This window comes from Rhodothermus marinus, assembly GCF_009936275.1.
Lineage (GTDB): Bacteria > Bacteroidota > Rhodothermia > Rhodothermales > Rhodothermaceae > Rhodothermus > Rhodothermus marinus_A.
The window spans coordinates 1,560,094-1,579,896 of the sequence record NZ_AP019797.1 but is presented as its reverse complement, the minus strand read 5'-3'; the positions used below and the strand labels follow the sequence as shown (position 1 = coordinate 1,579,896).

The 19,803-nt window shown below is 64.7% G+C and carries 17 protein-coding genes; 6 read left to right on the top strand and 11 right to left on the bottom strand.

The features are described 5' to 3' along the window. Positions 1 to 73 precede the first annotated feature (73 nt). Positions 74 to 1,564, top strand: coding sequence for an aldehyde dehydrogenase family protein (locus GYH26_RS06875; RefSeq protein ID WP_161541019.1), 1,491 nt, complete (start codon positions 74 to 76; stop codon positions 1,562 to 1,564). On the opposite strand, the gene GYH26_RS06870 is transcribed toward GYH26_RS06875, so the two are convergent. Next, positions 1,565 to 2,821 carry a DUF2391 domain-containing protein gene (locus GYH26_RS06870; RefSeq protein WP_161541018.1) on the bottom strand — a complete coding sequence of 419 codons (1,257 nt, stop codon included), beginning with the start codon at positions 2,819 to 2,821 and terminating at the stop codon, positions 1,565 to 1,567. It abuts the gene before it with no gap. A 110-nt stretch (positions 2,822 to 2,931) separates the two neighbouring features. Between GYH26_RS06870 and GYH26_RS06865 the strand changes: the two genes are divergently transcribed. Beyond that, entirely contained in the window at positions 2,932 to 5,013 is a 2,082-nt protein-coding gene (locus GYH26_RS06865) for a cation:proton antiporter (protein ID WP_161541017.1), read from the top strand. On the opposite strand, the gene GYH26_RS06860 is transcribed toward GYH26_RS06865, so the two are convergent. From GYH26_RS06860 to GYH26_RS06845, 4 genes are all read right to left on the bottom strand, one after another. After that, the gene (locus tag GYH26_RS06860; protein ID WP_161541016.1) at positions 4,998 to 5,717 is read right to left on the bottom strand and encodes a rhomboid family intramembrane serine protease; all 720 of its coding nucleotides are present in this window, start codon (positions 5,715 to 5,717) and stop codon (positions 4,998 to 5,000) included. The genes GYH26_RS06865 and GYH26_RS06860 overlap by 16 nt on opposite strands. Then, positions 5,714 to 6,547, bottom strand: a complete 834-nt coding sequence (locus GYH26_RS06855) for an SDH family Clp fold serine proteinase (protein ID WP_161541015.1) — start codon at positions 6,545 to 6,547, stop codon at positions 5,714 to 5,716. Before GYH26_RS06855 ends, GYH26_RS06860 begins: the two co-directional genes overlap by 4 nt. A 17-nt stretch (positions 6,548 to 6,564) precedes the next feature. Next, a complete protein-coding gene (locus GYH26_RS06850) occupies positions 6,565 to 7,017 on the bottom strand; it encodes a DUF1931 family protein (RefSeq protein ID WP_161541014.1) in 453 nt (150 codons plus the stop codon). Positions 7,018 to 7,107: 90 nt separating this feature from the next. After that, positions 7,108 to 7,464 (bottom strand): DUF5335 family protein, encoded by a 357-nt coding sequence (locus tag GYH26_RS06845; protein ID WP_161541013.1) that lies wholly within the window; start codon positions 7,462 to 7,464, stop codon positions 7,108 to 7,110. A 237-nt stretch (positions 7,465 to 7,701) separates the two neighbouring features. Between GYH26_RS06845 and GYH26_RS06840 the strand changes: the two genes are divergently transcribed. After that, a complete protein-coding gene (locus GYH26_RS06840) occupies positions 7,702 to 8,133 on the top strand; it encodes an Hsp20/alpha crystallin family protein (RefSeq protein WP_161541012.1) in 432 nt (143 codons plus the stop codon). Positions 8,134 to 8,199: 66 nt separating this feature from the next. Here the strand turns inward: GYH26_RS06840 and GYH26_RS06835 are convergent, their stop codons facing one another. The 5 genes from GYH26_RS06835 to cmk form a co-directional block, all read right to left on the bottom strand. Then, entirely contained in the window at positions 8,200 to 8,976 is a 777-nt protein-coding gene (locus tag GYH26_RS06835) for a ZIP family metal transporter (RefSeq protein WP_161541011.1), read from the bottom strand. A gap of 18 nt (positions 8,977 to 8,994) precedes the next feature. Continuing rightward, complete coding sequence (locus GYH26_RS06830; RefSeq protein ID WP_161541010.1) at positions 8,995 to 10,368, bottom strand: TrpB-like pyridoxal phosphate-dependent enzyme; 1,374 nt, start codon at positions 10,366 to 10,368, stop codon at positions 8,995 to 8,997. Between the two features lie 72 nt (positions 10,369 to 10,440). After that, positions 10,441 to 11,364, bottom strand: coding sequence for a phosphohydrolase (locus tag GYH26_RS06825; protein ID WP_161541009.1), 924 nt, complete (start codon positions 11,362 to 11,364; stop codon positions 10,441 to 10,443). Positions 11,365 to 11,457: 93 nt separating this feature from the next. Beyond that, positions 11,458 to 13,677: a 30S ribosomal protein S1 gene (gene rpsA / locus GYH26_RS06820; protein WP_161541008.1), complete on the bottom strand. Its 2,220-nt coding sequence runs from the start codon at positions 13,675 to 13,677 to the stop codon at positions 11,458 to 11,460. A gap of 201 nt (positions 13,678 to 13,878) precedes the next feature. Beyond that, positions 13,879 to 14,565, bottom strand: coding sequence for a (d)CMP kinase (gene cmk, locus GYH26_RS06815; RefSeq protein WP_161541007.1), 687 nt, complete (start codon positions 14,563 to 14,565; stop codon positions 13,879 to 13,881). Positions 14,566 to 14,618: 53 nt separating this feature from the next. Here cmk and GYH26_RS06810 point away from each other — a divergent pair, with 53 nt between their 5' ends. Beyond that, positions 14,619 to 15,221 (top strand): RNA methyltransferase, encoded by a 603-nt coding sequence (locus GYH26_RS06810; protein ID WP_161541006.1) that lies wholly within the window; start codon positions 14,619 to 14,621, stop codon positions 15,219 to 15,221. Here GYH26_RS06810 and gltX read toward each other — a convergent pair. After that, positions 15,163 to 16,665 carry a glutamate--tRNA ligase gene (gene gltX / locus GYH26_RS06805; protein WP_161541005.1) on the bottom strand — a complete coding sequence of 501 codons (1,503 nt, stop codon included), beginning with the start codon at positions 16,663 to 16,665 and terminating at the stop codon, positions 15,163 to 15,165. The genes GYH26_RS06810 and gltX overlap by 59 nt on opposite strands. Before the next feature lie 209 nt (positions 16,666 to 16,874). Between gltX and GYH26_RS06800 the strand changes: the two genes are divergently transcribed. Together GYH26_RS06800 and GYH26_RS06795 are read left to right on the top strand one after the other, a co-directional pair. Then, positions 16,875 to 18,929 (top strand): peptidylprolyl isomerase, encoded by a 2,055-nt coding sequence (locus GYH26_RS06800; RefSeq protein ID WP_161541004.1) that lies wholly within the window; start codon positions 16,875 to 16,877, stop codon positions 18,927 to 18,929. After that, positions 18,926 to 19,801 (top strand): peptidyl-prolyl cis-trans isomerase, encoded by an 876-nt coding sequence (locus GYH26_RS06795; RefSeq protein WP_161541003.1) that lies wholly within the window; start codon positions 18,926 to 18,928, stop codon positions 19,799 to 19,801. Before GYH26_RS06800 ends, GYH26_RS06795 begins: the two co-directional genes overlap by 4 nt. Positions 19,802 to 19,803: the final 2 nt, after the last annotated feature.

Below are 19,803 nucleotides of genomic sequence, written 5' to 3'. Positions count from 1 at the left end.
AAGAGGCACCGGGATGTCCTATCTTAAGCAGGAACCCTTCGGAAACGCTTCCAAACAGACGACAGGTTTCCTCATGGCGACGATTTTTCACAACTACATCAACGGTGAGTGGGTCGAATCGGCCTCGGGTCGCACGTTCGAGGACCGCAACCCGGCCCGCTGGTCCGATCTGATCGGTCTGTTTCCCCGGTCTTCTGCGGAAGACGTGGACCGGGCCGTCGCGGCTGCCCGGGCGGCTTTTCCGGCCTGGCGTCGCATGCCGGCGCCCCAGCGCGGCGAGATTCTGCGTCGGGCGGGCGATCTGCTGCGCGAACGAAAGAATGAAATTGCCCGCGCCATGACGCGCGAGATGGGCAAGCCGTTTTTCGAGACGCGCGGCGACGTGCAGGAGGCCATCGACACGGCCTACTACGCGGCCAGCGAGACGCGCCGCCTCTTCGGCCACACCGTGCCCAGCGAATTGCCCAATAAGTTCAACATGACGATCCGGCAGCCGCTGGGCGTGGTGGGCGTCATCACGGCCTGGAACTTCCCGGTGGCCGTGCCGAGCTGGAAGATCTTCCCCGCACTGGCCTGCGGCAACACGGTGGTCTTCAAGCCGAGTGAGGACGCCCCGCACAGCGGGATGCTTTTCGTGCAGACGCTCATCGACGCGGGCGTACCGCCGGGCGTGATCAATCTGGTGCACGGCGACGCCGAAGCCGGCGCGGCGCTCGTGGAGCATCCGGACGTCAACGCCATCTCATTCACTGGCTCCTCCGAAGTCGGATCGCGCATCGGCGGCATCTGCGGTCGGTTGCACAAGCGGTGTTCGCTGGAGATGGGCGGCAAAAACCCGCTCATCGTTATGGAAGACGCCGATCTGGATCTGGTTGTCAACGGCGTGCTCTGGGGTGCCTTCGGCACTACGGGACAGCGCTGCACGGCCACCAGTCGGCTCATTCTGCACGAAGCCGTGCACGACGAAGTCGTCGAGCGCCTCTGCGAAGAAGCCCGCCGCCTGCGCCTGGGCGACGGCAACGAGGAAGGGACCGACATGGGCCCGCTCATCAATCAGGCCGCGCTCGAAAAAGTGCAGCGCTACGTCGAAATCGGCCTCAAGGAAGGGGCGCGGCTCGTGCTCGGGGGCAAACGCGCTACCGGCCCGGGCCTTGACGACGGCTTTTTCTTCGAGCCCACCATCTTTGTGGACGTCCGGCCCGAGATGCGCATTGCGCAGGAGGAAATTTTCGGGCCGGTGCTCTCGGTGCTGAAGGTGGGCTCGCTGGAAGAAGCCATCGAGGTGGCCAACAACGTGCGATACGGGCTCTCTTCGTCCATCTACACGCGCGACATCGGACGCGCCTTCCGGGCCATTCAGGAGCTGGAAGCCGGGATCGTGTACGTCAATGCGCCTACGATCGGCGCAGAGGCCCATATGCCTTTTGGCGGGGTCAAACAGACCGGGAACGGCCACCGCGAAGGCGGCTGGGAGGTGTTCGACTTCTACACGGAAACGAAGACCGTCTACATCGACTACAGCGGTCGCCTGCAACGGGCCCAGATCGACACGGCGCAGGACTGATCAGGTTTCTTCGTCGATGAGGAGCACGTGCCGGAAATAGACCTCCTGCTCGAAGGAGGCACCGAGTGCGCCGGCCACCAGTCCCAGCGTGGCCACAAAGCCGGCGAAGGTCAGGTAGTGCCGCCAGGTGGGCTCCAGCGCAGCCCATCCGCTGATGAGCCGGAAGGAGAAAAGCAATTTGCTGATCAACAGCACGGCCAGGAAGATCAGCAGGAACGTCGTGGCCATACCCAGCACGACGGCCACGGTGGCAGCTATGCCGGCCACGGTCCGCTGCTCGCTGAACCGCGTCTCCCAGCGGTGACGTCGGAGCAGATGCTGACGCTGCAGTAGATAAAGCGACGTGGCAGCCAGTGTCAGCAGCGCCAGTGCGGCCACGCGAAGGGGCGGCTGGCTCATGCCCAGCTCCCAGACATCGGCCGTCATGAGCAAAAAGACCAGGGCGGAAAAGGTGGCCGTGGTCAGGCGGCTGAAGCGCAGCGGAAAGAGCCAGGGCTCGACGTCGCGCACGGCCTCCCAGATGTTGCGCCACTCACGCCAGAGCACCCGCAGCCCGAAGCCCAGGCGGGCGCCCCGTCTGCGTGCCAGTCCGGGACGGCGATAGGTGGCCGTTTCTTCCAGGCGCTCGGCAGCCACCTCGCGCAACGCTTCTTCCATGCGCTCCCGGTCCTGCAGGTAGCGCATCCGGTCCAGGTCGGCCGCCGTTTTCAGGTCGTACATAAAATCGGCGGGGTCGTCCTGATGGGGCAGGTCGTTCAGATGACCGAGGAGGTGCACGGCCAGGGCCGTCACGCGGCGGGCGATCGTTTCGATGCGTTCATCTTCTTCGGCCTGTTCGTCCTCCACGATCGGATCGAGGCGCTGCGTCGAGATCACGGCAGCGTCAAGCGCCGAGGAAGGCGCCCCCAGCGCGAACGGCTTGTAGTGGCTTTTCAGGGCGGCGGCCGTCACCACCAGCACGAAGTCCCAGCGGCCGTGGTCCCGCTCGTCGGTGGCTGCCTCCAGCAGTTCGATCGGTTCGACGGGCGAACCAGGCCGCAGCTCTCGGCGCCAGACCACCGGAAAGCGCCAGCAGAAGCCGGGAAACCAGGCCGTCAGCAGCTCGGCCAGACGCGTTCGGGCCAGCGCCAGCGCGCGCCGGTCGACTTCGTCGAAGGCGCCGGCCAGCACCCAGCCCACCTCGACCGTCAGTTCACGGTCGGTGGGCGCCGTGACCGGCGCTTCCACTTCCAGCGTGGCCCGAAGCTCGTCTGCCATGAGGTTGTGTCCGGTTCGTTACAACAGGGCCGCATGCTTCGCATGAACCGGCAACGCGACGCTTCGTTTCTGGCATGTTTTTACAGACAGGAAACCATCCGGTTACTTCCATGCTGCTGGCGGCAGGCCTGCAACTGCCCTTTCTGGGCGAACTGGTGACGCTGCTCGGGGCCGGCACGGCCATCGCCTACCTCTGCTATCGGCTTCGGCTGGAGCCGGTGGTGGGCTTTCTGCTGGCGGGCGTGCTGGTCGGTCCCGGCGGCATCGGCCTGGTACAGAACGAAACGCTTATCGGCCGCATGGCCGAAATCGGCGTCATTCTGCTGCTATTCTCGATCGGGGTCGAATTCAGTCTGGAGAAACTGGCACGTCTGAGCCGTCTGGTGCTGGGCGGCGGGCTGCTACAGATGGGCGCCACGACGGCGCTGGTTGCCCTGCTGTTGCACCTGCTGGGGACGACCTGGCCTGTCGCCATTTTCACGGGCACGCTGGTGGCGCTCAGCAGCACGGCGCTGGTGATGGGCCTCCTGGCCGAGCGCGGCGAAACCGGAAGCGCGGCCGGACAGGCCAGCCTGGCCATCCTGATCTTTCAGGACCTGGCCGCCGTCGGGCTGGTGTTGCTCGTGCCGCTCATGGGCGGCGCGGGCGGCTCCGCCGCGGACGTACTCTTCACCCTGGTCAAAGCCCTGCTCATCATCGGCGTGGTGCTCGTGCTGGCGCGCCTGCTCATTCCCCGGTTGCTCGACTACGTGGCCCGCACCTATCGACACGAACTGTTTCTGCTGACCGTGGTCACGCTCTGCTTCGGGACGGCGTTCGTGACTGGGCTGTTCGGCATCAGCCTGGCCCTGGGTGCCTTTCTGGCCGGGCTGGTCGTCAGCGAGAGCCCCTACGCCGAGCACACGCTCAGCGAGATCCTGCCGCTGCGCACGGTCTTCAATGCCATGTTCTTCATGTCGGTGGGCATGTTGCTGGACGTGCGTTTCGTGCTGGCCCATCCCGGGCTGGTGCTTGGCATTGCCCTGTTCATTGCCCTGCTGAAAGCGCTGGTGACGGGTGGCAGCGTGCTGGCGCTGGGTTACGGACCGCGTGTGGCCGCCGTCGTCGGGCTCGGGCTGGCGCAGATCGGAGAGTTTTCCTTCGTGCTGGAACGGCTGGGTCGCGAAGTGGGCCTGCAGCCGCTGGGACGTCCGGACGGCGACGCATTGTTCATCGCCTCGGCGGTGCTGTTGATGCTGGCCACCCCGCTGCTGCTCCCGGCCGGACATCGGCTGGGACGCTGGCTGGAAGCGCGCTGGCCTGTCCGGTTGCCGGCCGAACTGGCTACCAACGGTCAGGAAACCACACTTGAAGACCACCTGATTCTGGTCGGCTACGGTCGCGACGGGCAGCACCTGGCCTGGATGCTACGCCCGCTGCAGCTGCCCATGCTGGTCATCGATCTGGACCCACACCGCGTGCTGGAGGCCCGCGAGGACGGACTGCCCACGCTGCTGGGCGATGCCAGCCGCCGCGCCATTCTGGAAGCCGCCGGCATCCGCCGGGCCAAGGCGCTCGTGGTCCTCATCGACGATCGTACGGCGGCCGAGCGTCTGGTGCGCCTGGCCCACTATCTGAACCCCACGCTGCGCATCATTGCCCGCGCCGGCCTGCTCCGCGACGTCGATGCGCTGCGCGAGGCCGGCGCCGATCTGGTCGTGCCTGAAGAACTGGAAACCCCACTGCGACTTTTCTCGCACGTGCTCGACGCCTACGGTCTCTCGGCCGAGGAGGTGGCCGCCGAGATCCAGGCGCTCCGAGCCGAAAACTATCAGGCCTTCCGCCACCCGGAGCAGGTCAAGCACGTGCTTTCGGCGCTGACGCAGGACCAGTTGCACACGCGCGAAGTGACCGTACATGCCAGCGCGCCGGCCGTCGGGCGCACGCTCTCCGAGCTGGCGCTGCGCCCGCGCTACGGTATCACCGTGCTGGCCGCCTACCGCGACGGCCGCCTCATTCCCAGCCCGGGCGGCGACTTCCGGGTACGGCCCGGCGACCGGCTGGTGCTGGTCGGCCCGGCCCAGGCGTTCGTGGCCTGCAGTTCGCTGTTCCGCACCCCGCTCAGCGCACACCACGCGCGGCAGCTCGGCTTCTCCGAAGAAGAGACAGCCGAACTGGAAAAGGTGGAGCCGCCCGCTCAGCCTTCCCGGTAGGCCCAGTAGCGCCGATCCGGCACGCCATAGTAGCGGAAGGGCTGCCGTTGCTTCCGTGAATAGAACAGGCCGATGAGCAGCAGCCCGGCCACGAAGCCGCCGATATGGGCCCAGTAGGCCACACCACCGCCCACCTGTGTGAAGGCCGCCGAGGTGAGTCCGCCCACGATCTGCAGCGCAAACCACCAGGTCAGTACGAAAACGGCCGGAAGCGCCACGATCGGGAAAAAGAACAGCAGCGGGACCACCAGAAAGACCGTCGCCCGCGGAAACAGCACCAGGTAAGCGCCCAGCACGCCCGAGATGGCCCCGCTGGCGCCGATAGCCGGCACCGTGCTCGTGGGATTCATGAGCACGTGCGCAATGCCTCCGGCCAGGCCGCTGAGCAGGTAGAACACCAGAAAGCGCCCGGAGCCGATCGTCCCCTCCAGCGATTTGCCGTAGACGTTCAGGTAGATCATGTTGCCGATCAGGTGGGCAAAGCCGCCGTGCAGGAACATGGACGTGAAGAGCGTCAGGAGCACTTCGGGCTGCTCCTGCCAGTTCATGATCCAGGCCGGTACGGTGCCCCAGCGATACAGGAAGGCCTCCAGGCGCGGCCCCTGAAGCAGCTCCACGAAGAAAAAGAAGACGTTCAACCCGATCAGCGTGTAGGTCACGAACGGGTAGTGCCGCTCGGGCACGTCGTCGCCAATGGGAATCATGCCTGTCCTTTTCCGGCTGGTCTGTCGGAGCGATACGGAAGCGGCACGTACTCCACGGACGGCCGCATACGGGTAGGCTGCGGATAGAGCGCCATGAGCGAGTAGATCTCCGGCGGCATGTCGGTCGAGACCGGCAGGCCGAGCGCCCGCACGTCTTCGACCCGGAGCGGATGATCGTGCGTCCACACCCCGCTGGTCAGCAGCCGGGCCACACGGGCAGCCTGCGCGGCCGGCATCTTGCGTTCGAGCAGCTGCCGCACGCTGTGCTCGACCTGCCCGAGCGCTTTTTCGGCCACGTCGGCCAGAATCAGCGTCTCGTCGCTGACCTGAGCGGAGCCCTTGCGGCGCACGGCGGCCAGAATGGACGCGGCCGCATACTGGCCGATCTGCGGATCGACCGGTCCGAGCACGGCAAACGGATCCATCACGATCTCGTCGGCCGCCAGCGCCAGCAGCGTGCCGCCGCTCATCGCATAGTGCGGCACAAAGACCGTCACCTTGGCCGGATGCTGTGCCAGCGCCCAGGCGATCTGCTCGGCCGCCAGCACCAGCCCACCCGGTGTATGCACGATCATATCAATGGGGCAGGCGGGGTCCGTCAGGCGAATGGCCCGCAACACCTCCTCGGCATCTTCGATGGAGATGTAGCGGTGAATGCCGATCCCCAGCAGCGAGACGGTCTCCTGCCGGTGGATCAGCGAGATCACCCGCGAACCCCGCTTCTGCTCCAGCCGCCGCATGATCTGCGCCCGGCGCGCTTCCAGAATCTGCTGGCGCAGCGCGGGCGTCAGGCTCATCAGAATGAGAAACAAGAAAAACAGATCGTTCATGATCCTGCACAGGATGGTTACAGCAGCAGGTTGAAGATCTCCATGGCCCGCTCCCAGTGCAGAGGTTGCGGGTTCTTGACTTCCGGATCCAGAATCTTGAACGTCCGCGCCAGCGCCACCGTCAGCGCGCCGACGAGTCGGGGAAGCTCGGCTTCCACCTCGTAGCTGTAGCCCAGCCGAAGCGGCGGCAGTGCGGCCAGGTGTTCCAGGATGGGTTCCAGTTCCAGCTCGGTGTCGAGCGCCTCGAAGGCGCGAATGCTTTCGCGCAGGCCGTTCGTGATGGGCAGATCATGCACTTCAATGATGTCGCGTCCGTTCGCTTCGGCCGTGGCCTGCGCCGCCAGCAACAGGTCGTAAATCTTCTGACGAACAAAGTCGCTCAGACGTTTGAGGTCCTCTTTATCGACATCCAGTCCGGCGGCCATGCGAAACAGCCGCTCGAACTTGGAAACCGCCATCAGTCCTGCCATAGCACGTTCTCCGATTGGTTGAACATAACAAACCCTCCCTTTATGCGCCAGAGCTGGCGCATTACTGAATAGAAGCCTCCTACTGTGCAATTATTGCTGCGCCCGCTGCAGCCCCACGCTCTGCAGCCGGATGATCTCTTTCGTGTCGTCCTCGCGCACGACTTCGATCGTACTCACAAACCCGTTGTCCTCCTCCACCACCCAGATCTCTTTGGGGTGATAGATGAGATGATCCACCCCTTCCAGCGCCACCTCGAAGACGTTATCCTTCGGATCGTAGCTAACCCCGATCACACGGGCGTAGTCCGCTTCGAACTGATCCCCCAGCTTGGGGTCTACGATCTCCACGACGGCATCCTCAGGGTTCAGGTCTTCCAGAAATGCCTTCGTGAAATTGTCGAAGTATTCCTTCCACTGCTCGCGCGGAAGCTGTTTCGTTACCGCCATAGTGCCTCCTCCGGTTTGGGTTGGTGGTTGCCGTGACGCCTGCCGAAGTGGCAGGCATACAGACCGCCGCCTGCCATGCGCAAGCTACAGGCCGATCTGCCAGAAACGACAGCATTCGGAGCAAAATCCTTCCATTCTGGCATCCGGCATGGTTTTCCCGAAAGCTTTTGACTGCAGGCAGGCGCGACAGCCTGTCGCTTCAAGGGTAAAGTTCAAACAAACCAACCGAAAAAAGCCATGGCCGACCGCATTTATTTCCCCGGTTTCACAACCCTGCAACGTGAGATGAACCGGCTGTTTGACGAATTCCTGCGGGGTGCTGAGGCGACCACCGAAGCGCCGGCTACCTGGACGCCCCGTGCGGATCTGTCGGAGACGGCCGAAGCCTACCTGATCCGCATGGATCTGCCGGGCGTGGCCAAGGAAAGCCTGGATATTCAGTTCAACGAGGGTGTACTGACCGTCTCGGGTGAACGGACGGCCGAGTACGAAGGCGGACAGGAGACGGTGCGGCATGTGGAGCGGCCGCACGGACGGTTCTTCCGGAGCTTCACGCTCCCGCAGACGATCGATCCGGCCGGCATCAAGGCGGAAATGCGCGACGGCGTACTGACCATCCGCATTCCGAAGCTGGCTGCCCACCAGCCGCGGAAAATCACTGTGGAGTAATACGCGAGCCTCAAGACAGGCTCAACAGAGAAAAACGCCGGAGCTTCAGGTCCGGCGTTTTTCGTTTCAGCCCAGCGCCACGTCGAGCGTGAGCATGACGATCACGCCCAGCATGGTGCCCAGCGTGGCCAGGCGCTCGTGGCCCATGCGGTGCGTTTCGGGCAGGATCTCGTGGCTGATCACGTAGAGCATGGCCCCGGCGGCAAAGCCCATGGCCCAGGGCAGCAGCACGGCCACGTAGTGCACGAGCGCGGCCCCCAGCACGGCGGCCGGAATCTCCACCAGTCCCGAGCGCACGCCGACCATGCTGGCGTAGAAGCGGGCGCCCAGACCGGCACTGAGCGAAGAAACCGCCACAGACAGTCCTTCGGGGATGTTCTGGATGCCGATGGCCAGCATGAGCTGGATGGCCTCCCGGTAGTGACCGCTGCCGAAGCTGACGCCCACGGCCAGCCCTTCGGGCATGTTGTGCAGCGTGATGGCGATGATGAAGAGCCACACGCGACGGATGCGCTGTACGTCGGGGCCTTCGTGGCCTTTGACGAAGTGCTCGTGGGGCAGCCAGCGATCGCCGGCGTCCATTACCAGCGCCCCCAGGGCCAGACCGCCCAGCACCGGCAGCAGTCCGCCATACTCGATGCCCGGCAGGATCAGGCTGGTGAAGCTGGCCGTCAGCATCACGCCGGCCGCAAAGCCCAGCGCGGCGTCCAGAAAGCGCGGCGACGGGCGGGGCCAGAGCAACAGCACGAAGGCCCCGCCCATGTTCAGCGCCGCGATGACCAGTCCGCCCACCAGCCCCAGCCAGACGGGGTGTCCGTCCAGGGCTTCGATTATCGCTTCCATGGTGTGTCGTGCCTGCGCTCAGTCGATCTGCGGCAGTGCCTCCAGGCTCTTGCGGACGGCCTCTTCCGGGTACTCGTAGTCTTCGAGCTTGCCGGCCAGATAGGCCTCGTAGGCGCTCAGATCGAAGTGTCCGTGGCCGCACAGGTTGAACACGATCGTGCGTGCCTCTCCGGCTTCGCGGGCCGCCAGGGCCTCCTGCATGGCCCCCCAGACGGCGTGCCCGGCTTCCGGCGCCGGCACGATCCCTTCGCTGCGGGCAAAGCTCAGCGCCGCCGCAAACATCGGGTTCTGGGGCACGCTCCGCGCTTCGATCAACCCGGCCGCATAGAGCGCACTCACCTGCGGACTCATCCCGTGGTAGCGCAAACCACCCGCATGGATGGGCGCCGGGATGAAGTCGTGCCCCAGCGTGTACATCTTCACGAGCGGCGTCAGACGGGCCGTGTCGCCGAAGTCGTAGGCATAGACGCCCCGCGTCAGCGACGGTGCGGCCGTCGGTTCGACAGCCACGATGCGCGTCGTGCGGCCGGAGCGCACGCGCTCGGCCAGGAACGGAAAGGCAAATCCCGCGAAGTTGCTGCCGCCGCCCACGCAACCGACAATCACGTCGGGCCAGTCGGCGCCGGCCAGCTCGAGCTGACGGATCACTTCCTGCCCGATGACCGTCTGGTGCAGCAGCACGTGGTTGAGCACACTGCCCAGCGCGTACTTCGTATCGGCGCGCGTGGCCGCTTCCTCGACGGCCTCGCTGATGGCAATGCCCAGACTGCCCGTACTGTCGGGGTCTTCGGCCAGCACGCGACGGCCGGCTTCCGTCTCGGCGCTCGGGCTCGGCACCACCGTCGCGCCCCAGGCCTGCATGAGCACACGCCGGTAAGGCTTCTGCTCGTAGCTCACGCGCACCATGTACACCTTGCACTCCAGCCCGAACACCTGACAGGCAAAACTCAGCGCGCTTCCCCACTGCCCGGCGCCGGTCTCCGTCGTGATGCGCCGCACGCCCTCCTGCGCGTTGTAGTAGGCCTGCGGAACGGCCGTGTTGGGCTTGTGGCTGCCCGTGGGGCTCACGCCCTCGTATTTGTAGTAAATGCGGGCGGGTGTGTCGAGCGCCTTTTCCCAGCGGCGGGCGCGAAAGAGCGGCGTGGGTCGCCAGAGCCGGTAAACGTCGCGCACGGGTTCGGGAATTTCGATGTAGCGCTCGGTGCTCACCTCCTGGGCAATGAGCGCTTCGGGAAACAGCGGCGCCAGATCGGCCGGTCCCACCGGCTGCTTCGTACCGGGATGCAGCACGGGCGGTAACTCAACCCCCAGTGCACCCAGATCGGCGTTCAGGTTGTACCAGTGGGTGGGCAACTCCGACTCCGGTAGCAGGATCTTTACCGATTCTTCCATGGCCGCTCGTGGACTGGTTACACGGAAGGAAAACGCTGGAAGATAGCAGGAGTCGGCCGTTTGCTCAAGTCGTCAGCGCAGATAAAAGCGCGGCGGATCGTTGCCCACGTAGGCGCAGACCTCCAGGTGCTGCATGATGGGCGAGGCCTTCACCTTGTGCATGAGCACCTCTTCGACCTGAAACAGGCCGGTCACATGCTCCATATAGGCGGCGATGCGGACGGGCTTGCGCTCGCCCGGACCGATGTGCACGCGTGTGATGGCGCTGGCCGAGTAGCGGTGGATGTCGCCGATCATGGGATCGCGGTTGATCATGCGCGGGATGCGCGAGCGACCGTGCGCCATGTCGGTCCCGTCGGCCACCAGTACCACCCCGGCCTCGACGCTGTGAATGCGGACGTTGCCCATGTGTCCCACGATGCATTCGTGCACCAGCGCCCGCAGCACGGCGATCATGGGATCGCCTTCGGCATAGACCAGCGACAGGTAGTGCTGGATGAACGGATCGACCAGCGTCAGCGCCCACTGCTCGTGCCCCTCGCGCGTGATGCCCATTCCGGCATCGTGCAGAAAGGCGGCCAGCGCCACGGCCACCTGGGCGTCCTCGTAGGTGCCCACTTCCTCTTCTTCGATGGAGGGACGAATGCCGCTTTCGTGCAACAGACGCAGAATTTTCAGCGCGTTGTACGTGACGATGCGCGCGTGGACCGGTCCGTGGTCGTTGTAGCCCAGCCGCCGCACCGACACCGCATTGGCATAGCTCAGGTAGTGGTGCAGCGTCCGATCGACCAGCAGGTGCGAGAGCAACGTGTGCACCCGCCCCTCGGTACGGCTCAGCAGCGCCCGATCCAGCTCGAGCTGTTTGGCGCTGACGGCTTTCCAGTCGGGGAAACGATGCGTGGCGTCCCGGTACACGGGCGCCTCCGCCGCCACCTTTTCGGCCGCCTCGTCGGCGGCTTCTGCCGAGAGCGTGTCCGGCTTCTTTTCCGGTTCCATGGCTTTTTGCGAAATTGATCCCGCGAAAATAAAACAGGGCGACAACCTGCAGGTTGCCGCCCTGTCGATTTATTTACCGGTTGGTTTCAGGCGTCAGTCCTTCTTGTCTTCGGAGGCCTCGTCCGAAGGCTTTTCCTCGGCTTCAGCCTCGGGCGTCTGCGCCTCGGCCGCCGGCTGCTCAGCGGCTTCTTCCGTCTCGGCCTTCGCTTCCTGCTCGGCCTCCTGCGCCGCCTTCTCGGCCGCTTCGAGCTGCGCCTTCAGGTCCTCCAGACCGCTGAGCTCACCCAGCGTGGTGGGTCCGGTGACCGCCTTGCGCTGGTACTCCTTGACGGCCTTTTCCTGCTGCTTGCGCTCTTCGCGACGGCGCCGCTCTTCCTCGGCCCGCTGCGCCTCCTCTTCGGCCCGCTCCTTGGCCACCTCGCTCATGACGATCTCCCGGTCGGCGGCGCTGAAGCGAATCACGCGCAGCTCCAGCTCGTCCCCCACGTGGTAGAACTCCTGGAAGTTCTTGCTGTGCTTGAGCTCGCCGGCCGGCACGAAGGCCTCGACGCCCAGCGGAAGCTCGACCACCAGGCCATTATCTTCAATCCGCACCACTTTGGCCTTATGGTCGGTGCCTTCCGCATAAACCGTGGCGAAGTCGTTCCACGGGTTCGTCTGGACCTGCTTGTGGCCCAGCGAGATGCGCCGGTTTTCCTCATCGACCTCCAGCACCACGACATCCAGTTCCTCCCCTTCCTTGACCACTTCACTCGGATGCTGGATGCGGCGCGTCCACGACAGGTCGCTGATGTGGACGAGCCCGTCGATGCCCGGCTCGATCTCGACGAAGACGCCGAAGTTGGTGATCTTGCGGACCTTGCCGCGCAGCACCGTGCCCGGCGGGTAGCGCTTGGAGAGCCCCTCCCACGGGTTGGGCTCCAGCTGCTTCATGCCGAGCGAGATCTTCCGGCCCTCGCGGTCGATGTTCAGAATTTTCACCTTGACGAGCTGGCCAAGCGAGACCTTCTGGCTCGGATGCTTGATGTGGTCGGTCCAGCTCATCTCGGAGATGTGCACCAGCCCCTCGATGCCCTTCTCCAGCTCGACGAAGGCGCCGTAGTCCGTGATGGAGACCACCTTGCCCTCGACCACGTCGCCTTCCTTGTACTTCTCGTCGATGTTCTCCCAGGGATGAGGCTGGAGCTGTTTCAGACCCAGCGAAATACGCTGGCGCTCCTTGTCGTAGTCCAGGACGACGACGTTGAGCTTCTGGCCGAGCTGCACCAGCTCCGACGGGTGCGAGACGCGACCCCAGGAGAGGTCCGTGATGTGCAGCAGGCCGTCGACGCCGCCCAGGTCGATGAAGACGCCGAAGTCCGTGATGTTCTTGACGGTGCCTTCGAGCACCTGGCCGGGCTCCATCTTCGAGAGAATCTCCTCGCGCTGCTTCTGGAGCTCTTTCTCGAGCAGGGCCCGGTGCGAGACGACGACGTTTTCGTTGGCCGGGTTGATCTTGACGATCTTGAACTCCATGCGCTTGCCGATATAGGCGTCGAAGTCGCGCACGGGCCGCACGTCGATCTGAGAACCCGGCAGGAAGGCTTCCAGGCCATCGAAGATCTCGGCGATCATGCCGCCCTTGACGCGGCGCACGATCGTACCCTCGATGACCTTCTCGTTGTAGTAGGCATCCTCGACGCGCTCCCAGCGCCGGACGCGATCGGCCTTGAGCTTCGACAGCACGAGCTGGCCCTGTGCGTCCTCCAGCCTTTCGACGAAGACCTCCACCTCGTCGCCCGGCTTGATCTCCGCGTCGCCAAACTCGTTGCGCGAGACGATGCCGGTGCTCTTGAAACCGATGTCGATGATGACTTCCTTCTCGCCGACGGACAGGATGCGGCCTTTGACGATCTCGCCCTCGTGAACGGTCGTGAAGCTCTCCTCGATCTGCCGGAGCAGTTGCTCGTGGAAGGGATCGATCTCGCGCGTTTCCTGCTGCTTCTCAAGGTCTTCCAGCTTCACGACCGGACCGGTAATCTCGCCCTTGAAGCCCAGGACCGGACGCGAATTCTGCGCCGGCGCTTCGGCCACCGGCTCCGGCTCGGCTTCGGGCTCGGGGGTCTCCGGAGCCGCTTCGGCCTCGGCTACCGGAGTCTCCGTAGCCTCAGGTTCCGATTCGGCCGCCGGTGTTTCGGCGGTCTCAGGCTGGGCCGCTTCGGGTGTCGTAGCCGTTTCTGCTTCAGGCTGCGGTGCTTCCTCCTGCGGTTTTTCGGGCGTCTCTGGCATTTCAGAGACCTGGGTTGCCTGTTCCTGCTTCTGTTCGTCTGCCATAGACTTTTTCTTCCGAAGGCAAGACCCGGGCACTTCAGGAGAAGCGAGCCTCGCCTTCCGTTCCTCGTTTGGTGTACCCGTCCGGGCTTCTCCGGCCACACCGGACGGGCCGGGTTTAAGGGTTCAACATGTTACGAACACGCGGGCATTCAGAACGCAAAACCGGAGGCCCGCGCTCCGGTTTCCGCCTCAAGCGTGCCGCTAAACGTGCAAACGACGCTGGCGTTCCCGCACCAGCTCATACACGCGCTGCACCTGTTCGTCAATACTCAGCGAAGTCGTGTCGAGTTCGACGGCGTCGTCGGCCTTGCGCAACGGCGCCACGGCCCGCTGCTGGTCCTGCGCGTCGCGTTGCAGGATTTCGGCCAGCACCTGTTCCAGCGGCACCTCCTGGCCGCGTTCGGCCAGTTCGCGCTGCCGCCGACGCGCGCGCTCTTCGGGATCGGCCACCAGAAACACCTTCACCTCGGCCTCCGGGAAGACCACCGTGCCGATGTCGCGGCCGTCGAGCACCACGCCGCCGTACCGCCGCTCCCACGCCCGGCCGATGCGCCGCTGCTCCTCCAGCAGGCGCGCCCGCACCTCGGGCCAGGCACTGATGCGACTGGCGGCCTGGCTGACCTCAGGCGTGCGGATGGCCTCCGTGACGTCCTCGCCGTCCAGAAAGACGCGCAACCGGCCATTGTCCCAGGCAACGCGCAACTGCACCCGCGCCAGGGCTTCGCGCGCCCGCTCCGGATCGAGCGTCGGATCCTGGCGAAGCAACGCCAGTGCCAGCGCCCGGTACATGGCGCCCGTGTCCAGGTACGGGTAACCCAGGCGTTCGGCCACCCGGCGCGCCGTGGTGCTCTTGCCGGCCCCGGCCGGTCCATCAATGGCAATGATCACGGAACTTCCCGCGTCTGGTCCGATTTTTCTTCGCCGCAACCTGAAGGCGAGCCATGCGCAAACTGGCCCACCACGAAATTCCGCGTCCCGATCCCGAAACGCTGCGACGGTTGCCCCGCCACCCGATCGTGGTGGTGCTGGACAACATTCGTTCGATTTATAACGTCGGTTCCATCTTCCGCACCTCCGATGCCGCCCGCATCGAGAAGCTCTACCTGACCGGGATCACAGGCACCCCCGAACATCGCCAGCTCCACAAGACGGCGCTGGGCGCCGAGGAAACCGTACCCTGGGAGTACGTGCGCGATCCCGTGCCGCTGGTCGAGTCGCTCCGCAAGGCCGGCTATACGATCGCCGCGCTCGAACTGACCGACACGCCCACCTACACGCACCAGTTGCCGGACGACATCTTCCCGCTGGCGCTCATCGTCGGCCATGAACTTTACGGCGTGCAACCGGCGCTGATCGAACGGGCCGACCTGGCGCTCGAGATTCCCCAGTTCGGAAGCAAGCAGTCGCTCAACGTGGCCGTGGCCTACGGGATTGCCGTGTTCGACCTGGTGCGGCACTACCGTCGGCTTCAGGGCGACCCGCGCTTCAGCCCAGCACCTCGGCAGCCCGACGGAGCCGTCGCACACACGCCTCCTTCCCGATGACCTCCATCATCTCGAACAGACTCGGCCCGAACGACAGCCCGCTGATGGCCAGACGGGTCGGATGAATGATCTCGGCGGCCTTCACGCCCCGCTCCTCGGCCAGCTCCCGGAGTGCCTGCTCGGCCGTCTCGGCCGTGAACTCCTCCAGCTGCTCCAGCCGATCGGCATAGGCCCGCACCAATTCGGCCGAGTTCTCCTTCCAGCGCTTCTGTACCCCTTTCTCTTCGTACGTCGTGGGATCTTCGTAGAAGAACCGACAGAACGTGGCCAGCTCTTCGACGAACGTAATGCGCTCCTGCATCAGCGCCGCCACCTTCTGCACGTACGCCTCGTCGGCCTCGATGCCGTGCTTTTTCAGGTAGGGCATGGCCTTGCGGGCCAGCTCCTCGACCGACATGCGCCGGATGAACTGCTGGTTATACCACTGCAGCTTGTCGAGGCTGAACTGCACGGCGGCCGGCCGCACCCGATCCAGCGAAAACGCCTCGATCAGTTCCTCCAGCGTGAAGACCTCCTGCTCGGTGCCCGGATTCCAGCCCAGAAAAGCCAGGTAATTCACGAGCGCCTCCGGCTCGTAGCCCAGCTCCCGGTACTGGCGCACCAGCACCGGAATGCCCAGCTCCTCGGCGTTACGTTTGGAGAGCTTACCGCCCTTCGGGCTGAGAATCAGCGGCAGGTGCGCCATCTGCGGCATTTCCCAGCCCAGGTACCGGTACAGCAGCACGTGCTTGGGCGTCGACGAAAGCCATTCTTCGCCCCGGATCACGTGCGTGATGCCCATCAGGTGGTCATCGACCACGTTGGCCATGTGGTAGGTGGGCATGCCGTCGGACTTGATCAGCACCTGATCGTCGATCTCCGAGCTTTCGAAGGAGACCCAGCCGCGAATCAGGTCATAAAAGCGAATCGTCTCACGGCGCGGTACCTTGAGTCGGATCACGTAAGGCACGCCTTCGGCCAGCAGGCGCTCGACTTCCTCGGCGGGCAGCGTGAGCGAGTTGCGCATGCTCATGCGCGTGATCGCGTCGTACTTGGGCGACGGATTGCCGCTTTTCTGAAGCCGCCGCCGCATCTCCTCCAGTTCTTCGGGTGTGTCGAAGGCATAGTAGGCGTGCCCGGCCTCGACGAGCTGCTTCGCGTACTGCAGATACAGCTCCTTGCGCTCCGACTGGCGGTATGGCCCACAGGGACCGCCCACGTCCGGCCCTTCGTCGTAGCTCAGCCCGGCCCAGCGCAACGACTCGATGATGTCCTCCTCGGCGCCGGGGACGTAACGCTCCTGGTCGGTATCTTCGATGCGAAGGATGAACTGGCCGCCATGCTTGCGAGCAAACAGAAAGTTGTAGAGCGCCGTCCGCAACCCGCCGATGTGCAGAAAGCCCGTCGGGCTCGGCGCGAAGCGTACGCGTACCGGTCCTTCTATCTTATGCGTCTGCGTCTCCATACGAAAGCTGCGCTGCGGTTCGTTTTTTCTGGCGGTGCAATTGCTCGATAAGATAACGCTTTGCCGGAAGGCTCCGTGGGAAAATTACGCAAACGTCCGGCAATTCGGCATTGCGCGGCGAGCGTTCATGCCCTAAGTTTGAACGCCTGACGTTTTACGCAAGTGGAAAGCTCATGTCACACGTGAAGTTGTCCGGTTGGAAACAGGCCATGCGTACGGTCTGCTTGCTCCTTGGAAGCTGGCTGATTCTGGCGGCGGGTTGCCGCACGCTTCAGACAAATCCGGCCGACGATCCGGAAGTCGTAGCCGTAGCCGGCTCGGAAGTGATCGATCTGGCCACGTTTGAAAACCAGTATGCCCGCTCGGTAGGCAACCGCCTGGAAGCGGCCGACGATTCGCTGCAGGCCTATCAGGATTTCCTCGAGCGCTACGTGAACTACCGGCTGCGCGTGCAGGAGGCCCGGGCCCGGGGCTACGATCGGGACTCGGCCATCGTAGCCGAAGCGTCGGCCTATCGGATCGAACTGGCCCGCAACTACCTGATGCGTCAGGAGGTCATCGAGCCCCTGCTGCGCACGCTTTACAAGCGCATGCCCGATATGGTGGACATCAGCCACATCTTCGTACGCGTTCCGCCCGACGCCTCCCCCGAAGACACCCTGGCCGCCTACCGGCGCCTGCAGGCGCTGATCGACTCGGTCCGCCAGGGCGCCGATTTCAACGAGATCGCCTTCCGGCACTCGGACGACCCGTCGGCCAGATCGCCCCGCACTACCCGAGGCGGCTGGGGGCACATCGGCTGGATCAAAATGGGCCAGACGATCGAGCCCATGGAGACCTACGCCTTCAACACCCCTGTCGGTGAACTGTCGCCCATCTTCCGAACGCGCTATGGCTACCACGTACTGAAGGTACACGACCGGAAGCCGGCCCCCTACGACGTGCGCGCCGCGCACATCATGATCACGCCTGACCCCACGCCCGAAGACTCGGCACGCGTGCGCCACACGCTCGACAGCCTGCGCCAGCTCGTCCTGAGCGGCAAGGCCGACTTTGCCGAGCTGGCCCGCCAGTATTCCGAAGACTGGCGCACGAAAAGCTATGGCGGCGATCTGGGCTATCTGAGCTTTGCGCAACCGATGCCGGTCATGGTGCGCGACACGCTCTTTGCCCTGAAAGAAATCGGCGCCGTGTCGCACATCGTCACCACCCCATTCGGGCTGCACATCTTCCAGCTCAAGGATCGTCGTCCCATTCCGCCCACCTTCGAGGCGGCCTACGATACGCTGTTGACCGTGGCCGACCGGCTGGGACGACTGCAGGAGGCCCGCAATCGATTTGTCGAGCAGCTTCGCCGCCGGCTGAGCGTCCGGCTCGACACGGCGCGGCTCTTTACCCTGCTGCAAGTGGCCACGCATCCCGACACGCTGGCACTGCGGATACACCGCCGCGAGCTGGGTGCACTCGACCTGAGCCAGCCGTTTGCCTCTGTTGAAGATTCCTCCTACACGCTGGCCGAGCTGATCGACTACATCAACCAGCAGAACCTCTTGCGCCGCACCTCGCGCCGCGACACCATCGCGCAGGAGCGCCTGCTGCGGGCGGCCGACCGCTTCCTTGACGACCGGGTCCTCAGCTACGAGGCGCTGCGTCGGGCCGAACAGGATCCGGAATTTCAACGCACCATGCAGGACTTCATCGACGGGCTGCTGGCCTTCAAGCTGCTGGAAGAGGCTGTCTGGAAAGTGGCCGAACGCGACACGGCCGGACTCCGCGCCTACTACGAAGCGCATGCCGGCGAATTCGTTTTTCCGGAACGCACGCGCGTGCTCAGCTTCCGCACGCAACGCGATTCGGTACTGGAGCAGCGGGTCTACGAACCCCTGAAGCGCGGCGTGCCGGTAGCCCGACTGATCGCCGAACTGACGGCCGACAGCAGCGCCGGCATCACGGTCGATACCGTCTACATCGAAAAACCCACGGGCTCCTTTTACGACCGGGCGCTGCGTCTGGAAGCCGGCCGCTACACCGAACCGTTCCGCTACTGGAACGGGCACGTGCTGCTCTACAACGACGGGGTTGAACCGCCGCGGCCCAAGACCTTCCGCGAAGCGCGCGCCGATGTGCTCAGCGCCTATCAGAAGGAATTGGAAGCCCGACTGGATCAGGAGCTGCGCGCGCGTTACGGAGCCCGGATCTTTCCGGAACGTCTGCGCCAGGCCTTTGCGGCCGAACGTCGGACGCTTGCCAGCGCCGGCCAATGAAACGTCTGCTGCTTGCCCTGGCCCTGCTGAGCTGGCTCGGCTGTCGGGAAAAACCGCCCCCGCCCGACGTGGTGGCGCGGGTCGGTCAGGCCTACCTGACCCGCGAGGAACTGGCCCGCGCGCTGCAGCTCCTGCCCGTACAGATGGACTCGACCGAGGCCAGTCAGCAGGTGATCGAACAGTGGATCACCAACCAGCTCCTCTATCAGGAAGCGCTGCGCCGCGGCCTGCGGAACGATCCGGAAGTGCAGCGCCTGCTCGAAGAAAACGAGCGCTCCGTGTTGATCAGCGCGCTGCTTGAACGGTTGTATCAGGAAGAGGAAGCCGGCGAGGAGGGCCAGCCCGGTCCGGCCGAGGTCCAGGCCTACTACGAGCGCTACAAGGAGCAATTGCGCCTGCGCGAGCCCTACGTGCGCGTGCGCTACCTGCATACCACCCGCGAAGAAGACGCCCGGACGGTGCATCGGACACTCCGGGAAGCCACGGCCGTCTCGGACTCGCTCTGGGAAGCACTGGTCGATCGCTACGCGGACAACCCCGAGGAAGCACGCCTGCTGGCCAGCCGCTATTTCCCCGAATCCCGCCTCTTCACGGCCGCCGTGCTTACCCCCCTGCGGGAAGCGCTGCAACGCCTGCGGGATGGCGACGTGGCCCCGATCATCGAGATCGACGGCCACTACCACGTGCTCCAGCTTGTCGAACGCCTGCCGGCCGGCACCCTCCCCGAGTTGCGCTGGATCTACGACGAAGTGGCCCAGCAGGCACGCATTCAGGCCCGGAAACAGATCTATGCCCGTCTGGTTCAACGCCTGCGCAACGAAGCGCGCGTGCGTGGTGAACTGGAACTGTACCAGCAGCCGCAACGCCCCTGACC

What these genes read in the sequence shown, in the direction of transcription:
- GYH26_RS06875 (WP_161541019.1), top strand. Translation starts at nt 74, where the DNA reads ATGGCGACGATTTTTCACAACTACATCAACGGTGAGTGGGTCGAATCG.
- GYH26_RS06870 (WP_161541018.1), bottom strand. Translation starts at nt 2,821, where the DNA reads ATGGCAGACGAGCTTCGGGCCACGCTGGAAGTGGAAGCGCCGGTCACG.
- GYH26_RS06865 (WP_161541017.1), top strand. Translation starts at nt 2,932, where the DNA reads ATGCTGCTGGCGGCAGGCCTGCAACTGCCCTTTCTGGGCGAACTGGTG.
- GYH26_RS06860 (WP_161541016.1), bottom strand. Translation starts at nt 5,717, where the DNA reads ATGATTCCCATTGGCGACGACGTGCCCGAGCGGCACTACCCGTTCGTG.
- GYH26_RS06855 (WP_161541015.1), bottom strand. Translation starts at nt 6,547, where the DNA reads ATGAACGATCTGTTTTTCTTGTTTCTCATTCTGATGAGCCTGACGCCC.
- GYH26_RS06850 (WP_161541014.1), bottom strand. Translation starts at nt 7,017, where the DNA reads ATGGCAGGACTGATGGCGGTTTCCAAGTTCGAGCGGCTGTTTCGCATG.
- GYH26_RS06845 (WP_161541013.1), bottom strand. Translation starts at nt 7,464, where the DNA reads ATGGCGGTAACGAAACAGCTTCCGCGCGAGCAGTGGAAGGAATACTTC.
- GYH26_RS06840 (WP_161541012.1), top strand. Translation starts at nt 7,702, where the DNA reads ATGGCCGACCGCATTTATTTCCCCGGTTTCACAACCCTGCAACGTGAG.
- GYH26_RS06835 (WP_161541011.1), bottom strand. Translation starts at nt 8,976, where the DNA reads ATGGAAGCGATAATCGAAGCCCTGGACGGACACCCCGTCTGGCTGGGG.
- GYH26_RS06830 (WP_161541010.1), bottom strand. Translation starts at nt 10,368, where the DNA reads ATGGAAGAATCGGTAAAGATCCTGCTACCGGAGTCGGAGTTGCCCACC.
- GYH26_RS06825 (WP_161541009.1), bottom strand. Translation starts at nt 11,364, where the DNA reads ATGGAACCGGAAAAGAAGCCGGACACGCTCTCGGCAGAAGCCGCCGAC.
- rpsA (WP_161541008.1), bottom strand. Translation starts at nt 13,677, where the DNA reads ATGGCAGACGAACAGAAGCAGGAACAGGCAACCCAGGTCTCTGAAATG.
- GYH26_RS06810 (WP_161541006.1), top strand. Translation starts at nt 14,619, where the DNA reads ATGCGCAAACTGGCCCACCACGAAATTCCGCGTCCCGATCCCGAAACG.
- gltX (WP_161541005.1), bottom strand. Translation starts at nt 16,665, where the DNA reads ATGGAGACGCAGACGCATAAGATAGAAGGACCGGTACGCGTACGCTTC.
- GYH26_RS06800 (WP_161541004.1), top strand. Translation starts at nt 16,875, where the DNA reads ATGCGTACGGTCTGCTTGCTCCTTGGAAGCTGGCTGATTCTGGCGGCG.
- GYH26_RS06795 (WP_161541003.1), top strand. Translation starts at nt 18,926, where the DNA reads ATGAAACGTCTGCTGCTTGCCCTGGCCCTGCTGAGCTGGCTCGGCTGT.